This is a genomic window from Paenibacillus xylanexedens, assembly GCF_017874615.1.
GTDB lineage: Bacteria > Bacillota > Bacilli > Paenibacillales > Paenibacillaceae > Paenibacillus > Paenibacillus xylanexedens.
Genome location: NZ_JAGIKV010000010.1, coordinates 191755 through 209719 on the forward strand (window position 1 = coordinate 191755; position 17965 = coordinate 209719).

Here is a 17965-nt window from a genome sequence, read left to right on the forward strand (position 1 = left end):
TTGGAATAATGGTAAATTCAAGTCAAGATTTTACACTGCGTTTACAATTCGACATCAAAATTCAGAATCGACAAGATTCTACTTTTCACGCTAAGAACAATTATAATGCCTTTTCGACGACAAAATGAATACATGTTTCATTGTTTTCTTTCATTACATCCTTTTATTGCTGCACAGCCAGCTTCACGTGACTGGAAAATTCAGGTTGATTCGGAACAATGCTGATAAAGGTTTTGCCCGGCACAAGAGCTACTTCACTGCCATCCTGGACAAACCGTATAATATCCCCCTGCTTCTTCACCCACTGCCCACGAATCATCTTGCCCTTCTGAAACAGCATGGCCTCACCACCCTGTTCCAGATTGACAGACAACCGACCTACACTATCGAGCACCTTGTGATCTGCACCTGCCACAATGATGTTCGCTGCACCAAGTTGAGTTCCATTATCCAGATCCTGATCTGCATTGCCATTCACCATTCTCATATATCGTCCGCTAACTTCATCATAATCATACGTCACCCGGTAACTATCCAATAAATAATGGATATCGAATTGCTTCACTGCCTCTCCGGCGGATGTCGCACCTTCTTCGTTATAGTTGTATACCGGCGACTTGAAATCATGGCTGTAACCTTTGATATCTGACCCTTCTCTCAGCTTGTCCGCTGAAGTATACAGATTATGTGGGGCTTTACGATCCGAGGAACGCCAGAAGTAAGGTCCACCATTCGAGATTTCATCCATATGCTGTTTCTGCTGCCTTTGCAAAATGGAATACGCCTCCGGACTGCCTCCGGCGTGAATAAGTACTCCATCATAACTCTCTCCGAGCTCAATGAGATATGGACGTATACTGCGAACGGGTCCAACTGTCTCAGCACCGCCTCCACTCTGGAAGATGGCTATGAAACGGGTAATGCCTCCCTCAGCGAGTACTTCAAGAATGATATCGGCTGAACTTAGACCCGATTGGGGCCGAGCTGCGGGTGCATTATTAATCATTACGGCGAGTGGTCGACGCGTAATCGCTTCATCTACAGGCAGACCCGTCAGAGGTGCTGTATAGAGAGACGTGTTGGACTCCTCGACGTGTTCTTCTTGTACTGGTGCAGGTGTCGGTTCTGGCTGAACTGGCATCTGCGCCACCTCCTGGTTTTGGCAAGCAACAAGACTTAATGAGAGAATAAACAGAGATGCAGCCGATGCTGCTTTGTTCCATTTGAAAAGCTTCAATATAGGACCTCCTGAACGATATGGCCTGGTTCTAAGTTGTGATATATGTCTCATCCAGGCAACCATTTCACGTATTTCTTTCCATTTAATCACACCCCATCCGATTTGTCTGCGCCTAGAAGGCCTTGATACAGCGTGAAATTTACATTTGAAACAGCATATAGCCAGAAAAATATGTCCTAAATGTGAACTTCTCAAACCTTACTTAAAATTTAAACTAGATTGTGATTTTAATCACAAACAAAATAACTTTTGAACTATACAATAAAGACATCAAAGGTGATCACTTAGAAAAAACAAAAACAACACACACTAGATTCCATGAAGGAGTGGTTCATATGTTCAGCACAAACCAATGGCTTAGAGAAAACAAAGTAGCAATGTGGATTTTGACAGTACTTCGGGTGTATATCGGTTATGATTGGATGACTCACGGATGGAGCAAATTGACTGGCGGATTCCAAGCTGGCGGGTTCTTGGCCGGTGCGGTAGAAAAAGCAACAGGTGATCACCCGGCTGTCCAAGCTTGGTGGGCAACGTTCCTTGAAAAATTCGCAGTACCAAACGCAGGACTGTTCGACTTCGTTATCCCATTGGGTGAATTCCTTGTAGGTTTGGGTCTCATCCTCGGTTGCTTCACTACACTAGCAGCACTGATGGCTATGGTCATGAACTTCGCGTTCCTCTTCTCGGGAACAGTAAGCACGAATGCTCAACTGGTTGTAATGGAAATCTTCCTTGTCGTTGCTGGTGCAAATGCAGGTAAAATCGGGCTGGATCACTGGGTACTGCCTTACCTTCGCGGATTGTTCACTCGTAACAACAAAGGCAATCTTCCTAAAGACACACCAACGATTAGCCCAACTCAAAAAACAGCTTAAGCAATCATTCATAGCATAGAATTCTCGGCCCTGCTCCCAATCCCCCTGGAGAGCAGGGCTTTTTACTTTTCAAAATCAGCCTGAATGCCTGACTGACTTGCCCATCCACAGAAAATCGTATTATGATGAAATAAAGTTGAACTTCAAAGGAGTACACGATATGCCGACCCAGCGACGTCTCGAGACCGATGCGGACTTCCAGGAAGCCATGAATATGAAGTATAAGGTTCGAGTTTTTAAAGATAATCACCAGATTGACTCCGGTGGCATCATTATCCGTTTTGACAGCAACACCGTAGTAGTACAATCCAGTGTCAGTGAGCTCGCTTATCATTCGCGTACAGACTGTGAATTGTTCGAAATCCGCAAATAAAGATTTATTGCATGAATAAGTCCTCATATTGAAAAAAGGTTACTGTAGCCCTTCAAGGGTGTACAGTAACCTTCTTTTGTTTATATATTGTAATTGTATGCATTAATACACGTTATGTTATCCGTACCAAACTGGCTTCAAGCACCATAATCAGGCTGTTGTCTGTTCCAAGTTACACGCCGTCTCCAAACTGCCAGCAGTTCAAACTGAGCGTTCCGTAAGGGTAAGACTGGAATAGACGCTTCGCTGATCGGGACATATCCGCTGTACCCATGGCGTAGAACAAAGGTGCAATGTGTTCTGTACCATACGACGGAACCGCCGTACGTGCATGAGGGGCTTTTTTCTCATATTGAAACAGTTCTCTTGTGTTCCACTGTTGTAAGCGCTCCCCGATCCAGTTATCAAATTCAACCGCCCACTCTTGCGGTTCATCCGTATTGCCCAGCAATCGCAAATTGTGAACCGTTCCACCGCTGCCAATGATTAACACATCATCATGACGTAGCTGTTCCAGCATTCGGCCAATATCATACTGTTCCTGCGGCGTACGCAGCGAGTCTACAGATACAGCAATCACAGGTATGTTAGCCTCGGGATACATATGGAGCAACGGTACCCATACGCCATGATCCAGCCCTCGGCCTCGAATCGGCTGATGTGCCAGATTGCTGCGGGTGAACAAAGCACATATCTCGTTCGCTAAACCTGGCTGCCCAGATGCAGGGTATTCCATCGTATACATCGTAGAAGGAAATCCGTAAAAATCATGCAAGGTCTGATGTGTATCATCCATCGTCACGGACGGTTCAGGACAATCCCAATGCGCCGTAAATACGACAATGGCTTTCGGAGCCGGCAGCCTGTCTCCAAGCTGGTTCAAGAAGTGAGTGTAGTCATTGCTCTCCACCGCCAGAGCGGGAGAACCATGCGCAATGAAAAGTGCGGGTAATGTCATTGCTGCCAACCTCCAGACACGAATAGAATGCTTACTCCTCTATTTTACCCTTAAGAAGGCGCTTTTCCAAGCTGACATCCCCAAACAGTTGTAATCCTGCCACTTATATCATCCAGTGCTGCCAATCCTGCTCGATCTTCTGACGTTCGCCCAGCCACTCTCTGGTACGCGTAATTAGCTGTTCCCGCTCTTTACCTGAAGAGAAGGTGTGATCGCCCTGGAAGATGATCTCCTTGTCACAGCGGCCCTCTTGGCGCATCCAGAATACCTTTTGATACAGGAATGCGTAGTCTACAGGAATAATCTCATCTGACGTGCCATGGACGACGAGTACATCTCCGCTAAACTTAACTGCTTCCTGGAATGGCTGTTGTTCAGCAAGAGACTCGAAGAACGTTGGTGTGAATTTGTATCCCAGATAATCAGCCGCACCCAGTTTCACGCCTTCATCGTATACTTCCCGTCCCGTAATCTTCACGATATCATTGAATGGATAACCCACGGAGGACCACATAACCAGGTTTTTGACACGTTTGTCACGTACAGCAGTTAGTAATGCAACGGCACCACCCAGACTATGACCAATCAGCGTAACACGCGTAGGATCTACATCACTGCAATTCACCGCGTAATCCAGCACCGAACGGGTCTGCAGCACCATGGACTCCAGTCCCTCCGCTCCGTACTCCCCACTGCTCTCTCCGCAACCGATATAATCGAAACGCAAGACCAGATAACCGTCTTCAGCCAGCTCCCGTGCAGTCTTTACAAACAAACGATCCACGCCGATCCGGCTACCAACGAAGCCGTGGCAGATGACCGCCAGAGGGACCCGTTGCTGACTCTTCTCCTCCTTGATATCTTTCACAACCGGATAATGAATCGTAGCTGTTAATTCTTCCTGTCCATGACGGATACTGATCTGACGTTCCATACCGATTTCCCCTTTCCACGCTTAGCCTGTTAACTTCCATTTATTAAATATATATAATCCGATAAGTTTAGTGTGTATTAAGATGTTATTCATATATTATCATCCCGTACCCTGCAAGTCAACGTAAGTAAGAACCCTTTCTACGTCGACTACCAATCTACATTTTATCGGATAATAAGCACAAAAAAATGAGCCACGCTGATGACAGCTGGCCCGGATATCGTTTGGAATTCAAACCAAGTGTTGCAGGATCGTTATTCGTAGCTTCTACGGAACATCTCGTGGGTCTCCACCCGTCCATTCCACTCATGCTCATGACCCGAATCACTATTGTCCCAGAAACTTCTTCCCTTCAAATTGCCATCTGTCAGTTCTTCTGCATACTCCGTATCCTCCAGGTTCTCTTCAAAGGATACAACTTCGTCCACGACTCCACGGGAGTTGCTGTTCAGTAGCAGCTTCCGCGTCAATTCTGTTTGTTTATCCATAACAAGCACACTCCAATCTTGGATTTCTGTTGGAAATGCTACTATTGTGATGGAATCGGCTGCTCTTTATGCATACTTCACACAATCGTTAGATCTGGGAGGCGTGAGGGTATTTTTTTACATGAACGGGGGAAAATAAACGAACAAACATAGGCAGCATATGCCTCGGAATCCTTCTGCCGAAAGGAATGAATTCATGGAACATCTACTGGAATGGATTCAACATCACGGTAAACTGGTGCTGTTATGCACCTGTGTTATACTGGCCTGTGTATGGATATGGGTCCACCATGAGCAGCTTTTTTATAAGGAATGACTTTGCGAAACGAGAGCCCTTCCCGTATACTAAAATACCGTCAGGGTCTTCAGTCAATTGGAAGATCAGAACGTGTGTAGACAGGGGGAGCAATCATTGGGGATTTCCTATAAGAAGCTTAAAGAAATACAGAATCGGCAAATAACTGAGATGAGTCGAATGACACCTGAACATGTGAAACTGTATGACGAGATCAGCACAATTGCGCGTCATGCGCCAGCGGACGAGAGAACACAAGAAGAGTGGATACTCTCCGCAGGAAAAGCGATCGTTCAGGCTCAGCGGGATAACATATCTGCTCGCGAGTTATACGGACCTGATCTGGAACAAGACATCCATGCACAGCTCGGGATTACAAATATAGCACCGGAGAAGACGGCTGCCGTTGAGGTGGGTAAATCCAGCCCAACCCGTGGTAATAGTTCAACAGCTTCATCGAAAAAGAATGCCAACGCTGTAGAACCACAGCCAACCGAGAATCCAGAGCCTGTGAAACGGACACCAAAGTGGTATGCCATGATCGCTTGGGCGGCTTTGTCTTTTGTCATGTTGATTCAAGGATGTGTGGGATTGTTCGTGGGTTGGACTGGCGGAGATACGGAGCCGTTCCAACACATCAGTCTGTTCTCTCTGCTCGTTGCGGCAGTTGGCGGTATCGCATTGGTGGAGATGCTTCGCCGCCTTGCTGAGCGACCGGACGATGAAGGAGCGGACAAGAACACCGTACCTAAGGTTAACCTTAAGGGAATCATCATCTACATCGTCATTGTGGTCCTTGTGCTGTTTGTAGGGTATCCACTACGTGATAAACTTCCGGTATTTACACTGGCTCCGTGGGTGAGCGCAGTGATCGGAGTTGTGGGGCTTGCAACGGTAAGGCCTTTATTTGGACAAAAGAAAACAGCATAACACGTTATATAATCGATTAAAGGACTTCACGAATTCGTGAGGTCTTTTTCCATTTGGAGCTGGTTCCGATGTTTGATTCCTTTGCCCGGTGTCTCACCAAACTCCCGCTTGAACATCCGGATAAAATAGTTCACTTCCATCCCTACGGTCTCTGCCGCCTCTCGTACACTTGCTCGTGGATGCTTGTCCAGCCATTCCGAAGCCTTCTGCAAACGTAATCGCTGCATATATTGATGTCCTGTCACGCCATAATGATGATGAAATAATCGATTGAGATGCTGAACCGAATAGCCCACTGCGTCAGCGACATGCTTCAATAACAGGTCATCCTGATAGTGCGTATGCATCAATGCTACTGCTCGGATGAGTGCATCCTTGCTCGGATCGTGCTCCCGATTAGAACGTGTTACAGTGCCGTCCTGTGCCATCGATGATCCAATACCTCCTATGCCGACATCAGATGGTATTTTCAATTGTGCTAAATCCAAAATGAGCTGGTAGATCAGGGTTGATGTGTCCCACATCTCCGTTGCTCCTTGATCCAGCGCATGCCAGAGATTGGTCATCCGTGACCAGATGATTTCAAAACCAGAGATATGGCACGGTTCGTTCTGAAGCAAACCCGTGGATTGTAGTACCGAACCAGCCGATGTACCGCCAATACCGATATAACCCAGTTCCCCTTTGGATTTGGAATGAGGCACATACTCATGCGGAACCTCGGGTTCCACGATGAATAACTGCCCTGCTCCCATCGTCCATGTCCCTTTTCCCGTTATCTTGAACTGCCCTTCACCGCCGCGTGACAAAAACAACTGATACACCGGAAATCCATCCGGTCTATGCAGAACTTTCTCTTCCTGCGTGCCCACACAATACAGGTACAACGGCAACCGGGAATCCGGCAGGCCTGTCAAACGAAATGCAAGCATTCCATCATTCCTTTCGGCTCATAGGCTTCAGGCTTATTCCTTTTTATTATCCATCTGTTTGTCCCATTGCAGCAATGGTCTAAGGAACCTTTTTAGCGACAAGATTTTCAATATGGTAATAAAAAAACTCCCCTTCTCTTTTGGAAAGGGAGTTAACATGTTACTTTACTGAAAAATAGATTGCGCTTCTCTGAGTGGCCGTTCCGGTCACGGATCGTTCTTGCGATCGCTGTTGTCTCCAAATTTCTTGATTAACCTGTAAAAGGTAGAAATTCGGAGACAAAGGCGAACGCTGCCGCTTCTTCAGAATCGATTCCGTGCCCTTCACTAACTCTGTACTCTTATCAAGATGATGTATGATTCAAGCTTTAAACATTAAATGTTGATTATTTTTATGGGGTTTCTCCAGCAGGTGCTTGCGTACCAGTACCACCGGAAGCACTTGCTCCACTATCCGTATTGGATGTTTGTGTGCCATTGTCTGCTCCAGAAGACGCTAGCGTGATAGGAAAAGTAAATACATCTGAATTGACGGATGTATTTTTCGTTAAATCACTTGTCACTGCAACTACCAAGACTTTGTAATTTCCTGACTCGAAAACTAAATCATCTGAATCCTTGGCAGCATTTCCAATACTCACTGTTGCTGTCCCTGGAGTATTACCAGTGATTACCTTGGCTAAAGCATTCCCAGCAGCACCCGAACCGCTAATCTCTTTAACAATGTACACATCGTAACGAGCAATGCCTGCCTCATTAGTTGGCTTAGTGAAACTTACGTTGATTGTATTCTCCGTTACACTTGCATTTACACCCGTTACCTTCTCAACAGGTGTGGGTGCCTGATTTTTTGCGTTAATTGTAAAAGCAGGGGACGATGCCAAATTGGATTCCCGTTTACTATCTGATGATTCCGATAGTATAAACACCTTGTATGAAACTCCTGCTTTGATATCACCGCCATTGCTATCCTTCAATGAAAGTGGCAAGTCTGTCGGAGTAGTAGTAACAACTGTTGCATAATTTGAATTTGCAGTTGTTTTGGCTGCATTCAGATCAAATGCCGTTGCAGCAGGCACAACCATTAGCACATACCGTTTAATGCCTGTCTCGTTACCAGGCTTCGTAAATTTAACTGTTATATCAGTTACGTTGCCTGCAGCTTGCGATGCATCTTTCACAGTTGCCTCTACCTTGCTCACTGCCTCTACAGTGGCATTCGAAGTCAGTGTAATTGTTCCGGAGGCAGACGATAATGCATTCGCCAGAGAAGCATTGTTATTCACAGCCATCACATATACTTGGTAGGCCACATCATTACGAATCAGTTCACCGTCCACAGATCTGGAACTACTTGTTAAAGTAACAGTCTGGTTAGCTCCCGTTTTGCTGACAGTTCTGTAATACGCGCTGTTCACTGCATTCGCTGTGTTCAGATTAAACGTGCTACCCGCCTTCACTACAAACACCCGATAATGATTCACATTTGTCTCATCTGCGGATTTATTAAACGTTACACGCAGATCACTACCATTTCCAGTATCCCCAATATCAGATGGCAACACATTACTCGGAGCCGTTATAGCTGCGTTCTGTGTCAACGTAATTTGGGAAGAGTAACCAGACAAAGCATTCTGACTGGAGTTTCCGTTGTTATTCACCGACAGCACGAATACCCGATAAGCAACGTTATTGGTAATGGTGTAACCATTGGTATCTACCGCATAGTTCGGAAGCGTAACGGACAAGTTACCACCCGTTTTGTTCACCTGTGTATAGTTGTTCGACGCATTAGCTGCGCTCAGCGTGAAGTTGCCCACATTAGCGGAACGAACTACATATACTCGGTAGGCAGAGATTCTGGATTCATCCGCAGCTTTATTGAAAGAAACCCGCAGATCGCGCCCATCACCGTAGTCACTAATATCCGCAACAGCCAAGTTGCTAATAACTCCCGCGTTACCGGTCGTTGTAAGTCTCAGCACAGTGGAGGAAGCTGACAGCGCATTGGTGTATCCATTTTGCTGATTGCCCACCGCCATCACAAAGATGCGATAATCTTGCAGATTCGTTACATTATAACCACTTGTGTCCTTCATGGATGAAGGCAAAGTCGTTGTAATGTTGTTACCTGTTTTGTTCACCGTATAGTACAAACTGGAGGACAGATTGCTTGCCGTTGTCAGATTGAAGCTGCTGGCAACCGAGTTGCGCACCACAAAGACGCGATAATTCGCCACCTTGGACTCATCCGATGAACGGTTGAAACTCACCTGAATATCACGACCATCTCCATAATCCGAGTTATCCTTCACCTGCGTAATTACTGGAGAGGTTGCTGTGTTCACGGACAGCGTAAGCGAAGATGATGCTGCGGACAGCTTGCTGTCTGTTGTTGTATTAGTGCTTACCGACAAGATGTAGACCACATACGCTGTGCCACTTTTAATCATTTCGCCAGAAGTATCCCGTGTCGAAGAGGTTAGCTGGCTTTTCACTGCGGTACTGTTTCCTTTGTATATGATCGTGGAGTTTGCACTGGACACTTTGTTCGCTGCAGCCAGATTGAACGCAGAAGAGTCCTTCGCTTTAACAACAAAAGCACGATAATACGTAATGTTAGATGTCGTGCTCGGCTGCGTGAAGTTAATCTCCAGATCACGACCATCGCCATAGTCACTAATATCTGCAGCACGCAGACTTGTAACCGCTTGTACTGTGGATTTCACATTATTGAGCTTCAAGGCTTGGGAAGACCAGTTCAATGCATTTTTATAATTATTGCTGCTGTTACCAACAGTCAGTACATACAGGCGATACGTTTCATTGCTGTTAAGCAGATCCCCGTTTACGTCACGCGTCTGTGCATTAAGTGTCAGTTTCGGGTTGCTACCATTTGGTGTAACAGATGTATAGTTCGCAGAAGGTACGGCAGTTGCTGAGGACTCCGTGAAGCTATTCACATCGCGAGTTTTCACCAGCATAATCCGGTAAGCAGATACCGCCTTCTCTGAAGTTGGACGTGTGAAGCTCACGGTCAAGTCACGACCATCTCCGTTACTTCCGGATACCGAACCGTAGATGTTCCATGCAGCATATTGTGTCTCATCCACTGGAGGTGTTGCCGTTGTCTTGATATCTACACGTTGATTACGGGAGTTCCAGAATACTTTCTCTCCAAAAGCTTCACTGACAAAACGAATTGGAACCATCGTGTTGCCCTTAATCGTGTTCGCAGGTACATCCAGCGAGATCGCTTCCCCGTTGATGTATGCCGTTTTGGAACCAAGTGTCAAAGTAACTTCCTGATCGTCGCGCGTTGCAACAATCGTTTTGGTTCTGTTCGTGTACTGTACCTTCGCATCCAATCCTTCAAATATCGACCGAAGCGGAACCAGTACGCGTCCACCTTTCATGACAGGTGCCTGAGCAGATGATAACTCTGCATCATTAATATATATACTGATCCTCGCGGCTGCATCCATAACCGACGTTGGAAGTGCGGACATCAGCATGGCTGATACAGCCAGCGCTGACATTACCTTCTTCACTTGTTTTCCTCCCGCTTTCCTCATATCCCATATCCCCATTCTCGCATTTAGTTAACATCGAAATAGATTCGCTGTTCTTTTCACTAATTCCTGTATTTACCTATGCACAACTAAGACGTTCAGATCAGCTCAAAGGTTTCCAGTTGTACAAAAAATATTTTCTCAGAAATCTCCCTCTATCTTCCACCCTCCAAAAGTTAAAAATAACAGAAGAATTTGTCACTATTCCGCAACCACATCCTTCACCAATTGGGTTAATGTATAGTGACTAGTGAACAACACCTATCATTTTCTCAACTACGGGAGGTTCATATCTATGACATCATCGTTCCAATCTGCCAAACGTAAAGGCATGCGCACCTTCATTACAGCCACCGCCATCCTCATGCTGCTCCAAACGGCTGTCGCTCCATTATCCGGAGTCGCTGCTGCCGTATCTTCCAGCACAGATACCAAAGTCACAACTGCCAGTTCAACAACGATATATAAAACATTTCAGTCCATGCTCTACAAAAAGAACGGCTTGCCTGCCGCGGATATTTATCTCGAATCTCATATCAAAAAAGTAACAAAGCATCACGCCACCCTGATGGTGCTTCAATTGGAGAATGCTCGCCTGAAGGCGCTAAGTACCATGACAGACCGCCTGCTCGTTCCTAACGTTCAGGACAAGATGATCAAGGCTTACAAGTTGAATGATAGCTTCACCAAACTCATGGAGCGTACCCAGGACTCCGATCTGCGTGCACTGTTAAAAGAAGCCCGTGACAGCGGCTACCGCCTCGTCATGCTCGAAGGCTCCCTCTATCCCATAATGAATTATGCCGCATTCGTGAAATATACCTCTGTAATTAAAGAGGACATCTCAAGCTACATCAGTATCATGACAAAGGAAACAAAAAACTTGCCTGCGGATGACGGTGCTCTGGTCATTGGCTATCAAGAAATTCTCCTTCGAGCACTCAGCCAGGAAAAATTCCTGGAACGACATCCAAAATCAAATCGGGCCAAGCAGGTGCATAATCTGTTAAACAGTTATACCCTGTATACCTTTTATGGGCTGAACAATACACCGCTGTTTGATTATGACACGAACAAAATGGTAGCGAACGCCCAAAGAGGCTACAACGGCGTCTTGCAGCGTCTTGCATCCGTCGATAGTGAATTCCTCACCAAGCTGGATGCCTTTATGGACGTGGTTAAGGAATCGAAGTATGAGAAAACAGCTTCGGTGGAGAAATGGCTGGACCAGAATGTGCCTGTCAGCGACTACGCGAATTATTGAGTTAATCCGCTTCCACGGTTAACACCCGGTTCAAATTCAAAACTTGGGCTAAATTCCAACATATCACCATACCAAAAACCGCGACAGGATTCGCTCCTGTCGCGGTTTCTTTTTGCTTCTATAGTCAAAACTGACTCAACCCGTCAGCTCCCTGCACTATTGAATCGGTTTGACCATATGATTATACTCATGTCCTGCGATGACAATCACATCGTCTTTGACATATCCCTGCCGTTCATAGAGCATTAGCGCACGGCCGTTGTCCCGTTCTACAATCAGGGATACCTGTGAGTGACCCAGATCTCTGCCCTGCTGCTCAAAAGCAGCCATCAGTGCCCGGCCGATGCCCTGCCCCTGATAAGCTTCACTTACCGAGAGAGTATCCAGATAATACTCCCCCGGACGGGTTTCTTTGACCAATGCATACTTCTCATCCCGGCTTCGTCCAGGTCGATCCAGAATCGGCTGGTCCAGACGATCAGCTTCACCGCCATCATAGGCCACCAGAATCCCCGCGATCAGCCCATCCTGCTCCATCACTGTCACATGACGGTAGCTAATCCGATTGTTTTCCTGCACATAAAACGCCTGCAAAATCTGCATCGCCTTCTCATGATCCGCCTCACCCGCTAGCGAGTATGCTATATCCCCTATCGCCTGATACAGTAACGGAATGACCTGATCTGCATCTTCTATGCGCGCAGGTCTGATCAGAGGAGATGTTTCTTGGTGATCTAATAGCATCTTGGAATCATTCATCAGATTAACATGTTGAACAGATTTAGATTTTTGTTCAGCTCGGTATAGGCGATACCTTTGCGGTTCATGCGTTCAATGAGCGGGTGGTAATCTTCCTTGTACATCAGCTCGATGCCCACCAAGGCAGGGCCATTTTCCTTATCATGCTTTTTCGTATATTCAAACCGGGTGATATCATCATTTTTCCCTAGAACTTCCTCCAGGAATTCACGTAAAGCTCCTGCACGCTGCGGGAAATTAACCATGAAATAATACTTCAGACCTTCATAGATCAGGGAACGTTCCTTGATCTCCTGCATCCGGTCAATATCGTTGTTCCCGCCACTAATAACACAGACCACCGTCTTGCCCACGATTTGCTCACGATATTGCTCAAGCGCCGCAACAGCCAAGGAACCGGCAGGCTCGACAACGATCGCATTTTCATTATATAGTTCCAGAATAGTTGTGCAGGCTTTGCCTTCTGGCACTTTCACAATGTCATCAAGTATACTATTGCAGATATCAAAGGTGAGATCGCCAACACGTTTCACCGCTGCGCCATCCACGAATTTATCTATATCATCCAGCGTCACAACCTGTTTGCGGAACATCGCCTCACTCATGGAAGCTGCCCCAAGTGGCTCAACTCCAATGATGCGTGTCTCTGGACTCACGGTCTTCATGTAGGTTCCCACGCCGGCTGCCAACCCTCCGCCACCAATCGTCACGAATACATAGTCGGCATTCTCATCGAGACTTTCCATGATTTCCATCGCTACCGTACCATTACCTGCAATAATCTTGGGTTGATCAAAAGGATGGATGAACGTCATGCCTTGTTCGTCACATGCACGCATCGCTTCAGCATAAGCGTCATCATACGTATCCCCGATGAGCACCACTTCAACGTTACTGCCACCAAAACGTCTTACCTGCTTCACCTTCTGGTTCGGCGTTGTACTGGGCATGAAGATTTTGCCGTTAATTCCGAGCGCATTACAGCTAAAAGCAACACCTTGAGCATGGTTGCCTGCACTCGCACAGACAATACCCTTCTCCATCTCGGCTGGTGTCAGACTGCGAATCATATTATAGGCGCCTCGAATTTTGAACGAACGCACCACTTGAAGGTCTTCCCTTTTTAGATACACATTACAGTTATATTTGGCCGACAATACAGCATCCCGCTGTAACGGCGTTCTTACAATGACCTCACGCAGCACATGATGTGCGCGTACGATATCTTCCATGCCAACACTGGCACGACCGGGACTTGTGGTTCCCGTTGGTTCTTGTTCAACTGGTTTCATGTTGTCTCCACACTCCGCTTTTATGGTCTATATAAGTTGAACTAAAGTTTATTTACACTGACACTACGATGACAGAATAACCCTCCATTCGCTGTTATCCCCAGATTTTTTCGATTCCCTTTTCTCAAGGGAAAAATCCGGTGATAGCGTATGCTTCCGATGCAGCTTTCTTTCAGAAAGCTTTTAGACGAACGCTTCGCTTTTTCGAGTTCTTTCTGTCCTCTCCGTTATCGTGTAAATCATTAATTCAACTTATCTAGCAATGTCGCGCACTGCTTTTCTTTGTATTGTATCACTTTTGATCTGTTCTTGCGCCTGGGCTCACTTCATTTATCATTCGTAAAATCTCATCAATAATAACCTGAGGGTCTGTATACATAACCATATGACCGGATTGATCTGCCCCAATCCATCTCGCATTGGACAGCTGGCTCACCGTCTGGCGATGGGCCGTGATGAGGGCAGGTCTGATTTTCCCCTCTCCCTTGCCCGGGTTCGTACCCGAGATCACGCTAACTTCCAGATCACCCAGAGCCGGAGGATGTTCCAGCAGCGCTGCCATGTCATCCAGAAACGTTTTGCCTTCCGCAAGCATCGTACTGGCTGCCCGTACAGTGAAATCCTCCTTGAGGTGATCCGCAACCACATCGTCAGGCTGAACACTTCCAGCTTTGCTGCCAAGCATCTTATATAAGCCAGTCCGCGCCATGATTGGAATAATGAAACCATTGATGGCAAAGCTCTTTTTAGTAAGCTTGGAAAAATACATTTCGCAATGCTCGTCTGATGGATCTACCAGAATAATGCCACGTAATCGAGATAGATGTGCAGCTGCCGCAGCCCGTACAATCGGACCTCCCCAGCTATGTCCAACCAGAATGAATGGGCCCGGGCCTAGTGCTGTAAGCAGTTCTCCAAGATCCCCTGCAATGCGTTCAAGGCTGCGGGGAGCCGAGTCGACATCACTTCGTCCCGCCCCTGCCCTGTCATACACAACTGCACGTGCATGCTCAGCAATGGCTGGTGCAACCAGTCCCCAGTTTGATCTGGAGGCGCCCATACCGGACTCAAATACAACCGTCAGCTCTCCTGTTCCCCTGGACATATAATGTAGTTTGCGACCATCACGGGTCCGAACAAACGCACTTGAACCAAATGTATGTGAGCTAGGGTTAGGATTCATATTCCCCTCCTGATTACGTGCATAGTCATCTATCACCGAATCTAATTGAAAATGATTATCAATTACTTCATTATAGAATAATCCATGCTTTACGACAACCATGTTGCTTCAGCAAGTTAGAGCAGTCCTGTCACCTCTGTCACGTTGCTAGAGTTATCCTCCGTTCCTTTCCCGCTCCTTTTTCCTTATGCAAAAAGAAAACCCGATCCATGATCGGATCGGGTAACTGTCCCAGCCACTGTGCCGCTGAACCTCACATACACCTTCTTGTTGCTTCGTGCGCAGTTCCTGCACGTATCGCATAATCGTAATCGCTTAATCCAAGGATGGACGAATACTCGGTTTAAGGGCGCACCCCCTTATCCTCGAATACCATGATCCTTGTTGTTCAGCTGCTCCAGAAGTTCATTCATCGCTTCTTCCGTCATGGCCCCACCGCTAAACGCAACCAGTGCACGCAGTGGCATATATTTCATCATCGCATCCATCATATCTGCATGATCCCCAGCATCATTACCGCCGAACCCACTGGCTTCCTGGAATTGTTGCAAAGCCTGGTCCAGCAGCTGTTTATGGGCCGGATCACGCTGGATATCACCCAATGTACTATTACGCGTATAGGTTGGAAGGAATGTCGCTGTAGACTCTACGTTCACACGTGTATGCACATGAATGTCCCGTGAGGAACTGCCTACCTGAATATCAAACTCTCCGGTCTCCACATGCCAATCCTTCATATCTACGTTGTAATAGGCGAATGAACGCTTGTTTAGTGTGAAGCTCACCACTTCGGATTCTCCAGGTTCCAGAGCCATCTTGGCAAAAGCTTTCAGTTCTTTGACCGGACGGATAACTGTGCTCTCTACATCGCTGACATACAACTGTACAATCTCCTTGCCCGCTCTGTCACCGGTATTGGTAATCCGAACATGTACATTCACCTCATCCTGATCGGTCAATTCTGTGCGATCTACCTTCAGGTCAGCATATTCAAATGTCGTATAACTCAGTCCATAACCAAACGGAAACAGTGGCTCCAGCTCTTTTTTATCATAATAGCGGTAACCAACAAAGATGCCTTCCCGGTAATCGACACGATCCCTTTCGCCCGGGAAATTCAAGTAGGATGGATTATGGCTGAGCTTGGCAGGGAACGTCTCCGCCAGTTTACCGGACGGATTCACCTCACCATACAACAGATCAGCCATCGCTCCACCAACGGCCTGTCCACCAAGATAAGCTTCAAGCACGGCTCGTACTTGAGGCAGCCATGGCATCTCCACTGGAGATCCGTTGCTTAGCACAACGACGACACGTGATTGAACCTTCGCAATCTCTTCGATCAGCCGAATATGATTGTCAGGCAGACGCAGATGGGCACGATCATACCCTTCGGATTCATAACGATCCGGCAATCCAACGAACACAACAGCGGTATCCGCTGACTGTGCGGCCTGCACAGCCTCATGCATCAATGTCTCATCCACATCATCCGCTTCAATCCGATAACCTGGGGCATACGAGAAGGTTACACTTTCGCCAGCCACCTGGGTCATCTCTTCCACAATATCATCCACTTTGGTCGGATTAATGTGGGAACTTCCCCCGCCCTGGAAGCGAGGTTTACGCGCAAATGCCCCGATTAACGCCACTTCGCCTTCACGTCCCAGCGGCAGGATACCTTCTTCATTTTTCAGCAAAACCATACTCTCGGCCGCCACCTTGCGCGCAAGTTGGTGATGCTCATCCTTGTTATATGTAGCCCCATCTTGCTTTTGATCAACGGCATTAAAGATCAGCGTAAGCAGACGCTCCACCGCCCGATCCAGCTTGTCCAGCGGCAGTTGTCCGCTTTCTACGGCATCGATCACTTTACGCTCACCGATTCCACCGCTTGTTGGCATCTCCAATTCCAATCCCGCTGCAAGGGCGTCTGCACGTTCATTGACCGCTCCCCAGTCTGATACCACAAGACCTTCGTGACCCCATTCGTCTTTCAGAATATCCGTAAGCAACCATTCATTCTCACCTGCATACGTACCGTTCACCTTATTGTAAGAACACATCACCGTCCACGGCTGTCCATCCTTTACTGCACCTTCGAAGCTCGCCAGATAGATCTCACGCAGCGTCCGTTCATCCACCACCGCATCAATCGACATGCGCCGTTCTTCCTGATTATTAACTGCAAAGTGTTTGAGAGACGTACCCACACCCTGGCTCTGCACACCCTGAATATGACCGGTAGCCATCTGCGTAGATAACAATGGATCTTCGGAAAAGTATTCAAAATTACGCCCGCCCAGCGGGGATCGTTTAATATTTACACCCGGTCCAAGCAGTACCGCAACATCCTCAGCCTGACATTCCTCACCTAAAGCCACCCCGACCTGACGCGCCAGCTCCTTGTCCCATGAACTAGCCAATCCTGCCGCAGAAGGGAAACAGGTTGCAGGCACGCTCGACGTCAGACCTAGATGATCCGCACTTCCATCCTGCTTGCGCAGCCCATGAGGTCCGTCCGTCACCATGATGGATGGAATGCCAAGACGCTCCACCCCTTTCAGATGCCAAAAGTCCAGTCCCGAGCACATGCCCGCTTTTTCTTCCAGTGTCATCCGCTGTACCAGTTCCTTGATGTTACGTTCCACATTAACCCCTCCAGTTCATGATGTTGATACATAGCTATATCACTAAGCATACAAGGTTATCTACCACACATTCAAATGTTTACCCGGTTCGTAACGGTTACATAACACCAGTCAATCATTTCTTCTTCCTAACGATGACTAAATAAAAAGAAAAAACAGCCCGATCTTCACGATCAGGCTGTCTCTATACGTTTCATAACCGTCTATCCACCCAAT

Annotated in this window: 14 protein-coding genes; 4 read left to right on the plus strand and 10 right to left on the minus strand. The window is 47.0% G+C overall.

The annotated features are described in order from the left end of the window. Positions 1-163: 163 nt before the first annotated feature. On the minus strand, positions 164-1237 hold the full coding sequence (locus J2Z28_RS15415) for a DUF3048 domain-containing protein (RefSeq protein ID WP_211083144.1): 1074 nt from the start codon (positions 1235-1237) through the stop codon (positions 164-166). A gap of 338 nt (positions 1238-1575) precedes the next feature. On the opposite strand from J2Z28_RS15415, the gene J2Z28_RS15420 reads away from it, so the two are divergent. Together J2Z28_RS15420 and J2Z28_RS15425 are read left to right on the plus strand one after the other, a co-directional pair. Beyond that, positions 1576-2118, plus strand: coding sequence for a DoxX family protein (locus J2Z28_RS15420; protein ID WP_036606056.1), 543 nt, complete (start codon positions 1576-1578; stop codon positions 2116-2118). A 160-nt stretch (positions 2119-2278) separates the two neighbouring features. Further along, a complete protein-coding gene (locus J2Z28_RS15425; RefSeq protein ID WP_017690673.1) occupies positions 2279-2491 on the plus strand; it encodes a hypothetical protein in 213 nt (70 codons plus the stop codon). A 172-nt stretch (positions 2492-2663) separates the two neighbouring features. Here the strand turns inward: J2Z28_RS15425 and J2Z28_RS15430 are convergent, their stop codons facing one another. The 3 genes from J2Z28_RS15430 to J2Z28_RS15440 form a co-directional block, all read right to left on the minus strand. Next, positions 2664-3449, minus strand: a complete 786-nt coding sequence (locus tag J2Z28_RS15430; RefSeq protein ID WP_211083145.1) for a DODA-type extradiol aromatic ring-opening family dioxygenase — start codon at positions 3447-3449, stop codon at positions 2664-2666. A 103-nt stretch (positions 3450-3552) separates the two neighbouring features. Continuing rightward, the gene (locus tag J2Z28_RS15435; RefSeq protein WP_036606057.1) at positions 3553-4383 is read right to left on the minus strand and encodes an alpha/beta hydrolase; all 831 of its coding nucleotides are present in this window, start codon (positions 4381-4383) and stop codon (positions 3553-3555) included. Positions 4384-4637: 254 nt separating this feature from the next. Next, entirely contained in the window at positions 4638-4871 is a 234-nt protein-coding gene (locus J2Z28_RS15440; RefSeq protein ID WP_047840502.1) for a hypothetical protein, read from the minus strand. 412 nt (positions 4872-5283) lie between these two features. Between J2Z28_RS15440 and J2Z28_RS15445 the strand changes: the two genes are divergently transcribed. Next, entirely contained in the window at positions 5284-6096 is an 813-nt protein-coding gene (locus tag J2Z28_RS15445) for a DUF1129 family protein (RefSeq protein ID WP_211083146.1), read from the plus strand. A gap of 26 nt (positions 6097-6122) precedes the next feature. Here J2Z28_RS15445 and J2Z28_RS15450 read toward each other — a convergent pair whose 3' ends face one another. Both J2Z28_RS15450 and J2Z28_RS15455 read right to left on the minus strand, forming a co-directional pair. Next, positions 6123-7028, minus strand: a complete 906-nt coding sequence (locus J2Z28_RS15450) for an AraC family transcriptional regulator (RefSeq protein WP_211083147.1) — start codon at positions 7026-7028, stop codon at positions 6123-6125. Positions 7029-7420: 392 nt separating this feature from the next. Beyond that, a complete protein-coding gene (locus tag J2Z28_RS15455) occupies positions 7421-10579 on the minus strand; it encodes a stalk domain-containing protein (protein ID WP_211083148.1) in 3159 nt (1052 codons plus the stop codon). Between the two features lie 316 nt (positions 10580-10895). Between J2Z28_RS15455 and J2Z28_RS15460 the strand changes: the two genes are divergently transcribed. Next, positions 10896-11864 carry a hypothetical protein gene (locus J2Z28_RS15460; protein WP_211083149.1) on the plus strand — a complete coding sequence of 323 codons (969 nt, stop codon included), beginning with the start codon at positions 10896-10898 and terminating at the stop codon, positions 11862-11864. 156 nt (positions 11865-12020) lie between these two features. Here the strand turns inward: J2Z28_RS15460 and J2Z28_RS15465 are convergent, their stop codons facing one another. The 4 genes from J2Z28_RS15465 to J2Z28_RS15480 form a co-directional block, all read right to left on the minus strand. Further along, on the minus strand, positions 12021-12608 hold the full coding sequence (locus J2Z28_RS15465; RefSeq protein WP_211083150.1) for a GNAT family N-acetyltransferase: 588 nt from the start codon (positions 12606-12608) through the stop codon (positions 12021-12023). Positions 12609-12622: 14 nt separating this feature from the next. Beyond that, positions 12623-13915 carry a threonine ammonia-lyase IlvA gene (gene ilvA, locus J2Z28_RS15470; RefSeq protein ID WP_017690682.1) on the minus strand — a complete coding sequence of 431 codons (1293 nt, stop codon included), beginning with the start codon at positions 13913-13915 and terminating at the stop codon, positions 12623-12625. A gap of 292 nt (positions 13916-14207) precedes the next feature. Continuing rightward, positions 14208-15098 (minus strand): alpha/beta fold hydrolase, encoded by an 891-nt coding sequence (locus J2Z28_RS15475; protein ID WP_211083151.1) that lies wholly within the window; start codon positions 15096-15098, stop codon positions 14208-14210. A gap of 359 nt (positions 15099-15457) precedes the next feature. Further along, a complete protein-coding gene (locus tag J2Z28_RS15480) occupies positions 15458-17749 on the minus strand; it encodes a beta-glucosidase family protein (protein ID WP_211083152.1) in 2292 nt (763 codons plus the stop codon). Positions 17750-17965: the final 216 nt, after the last annotated feature.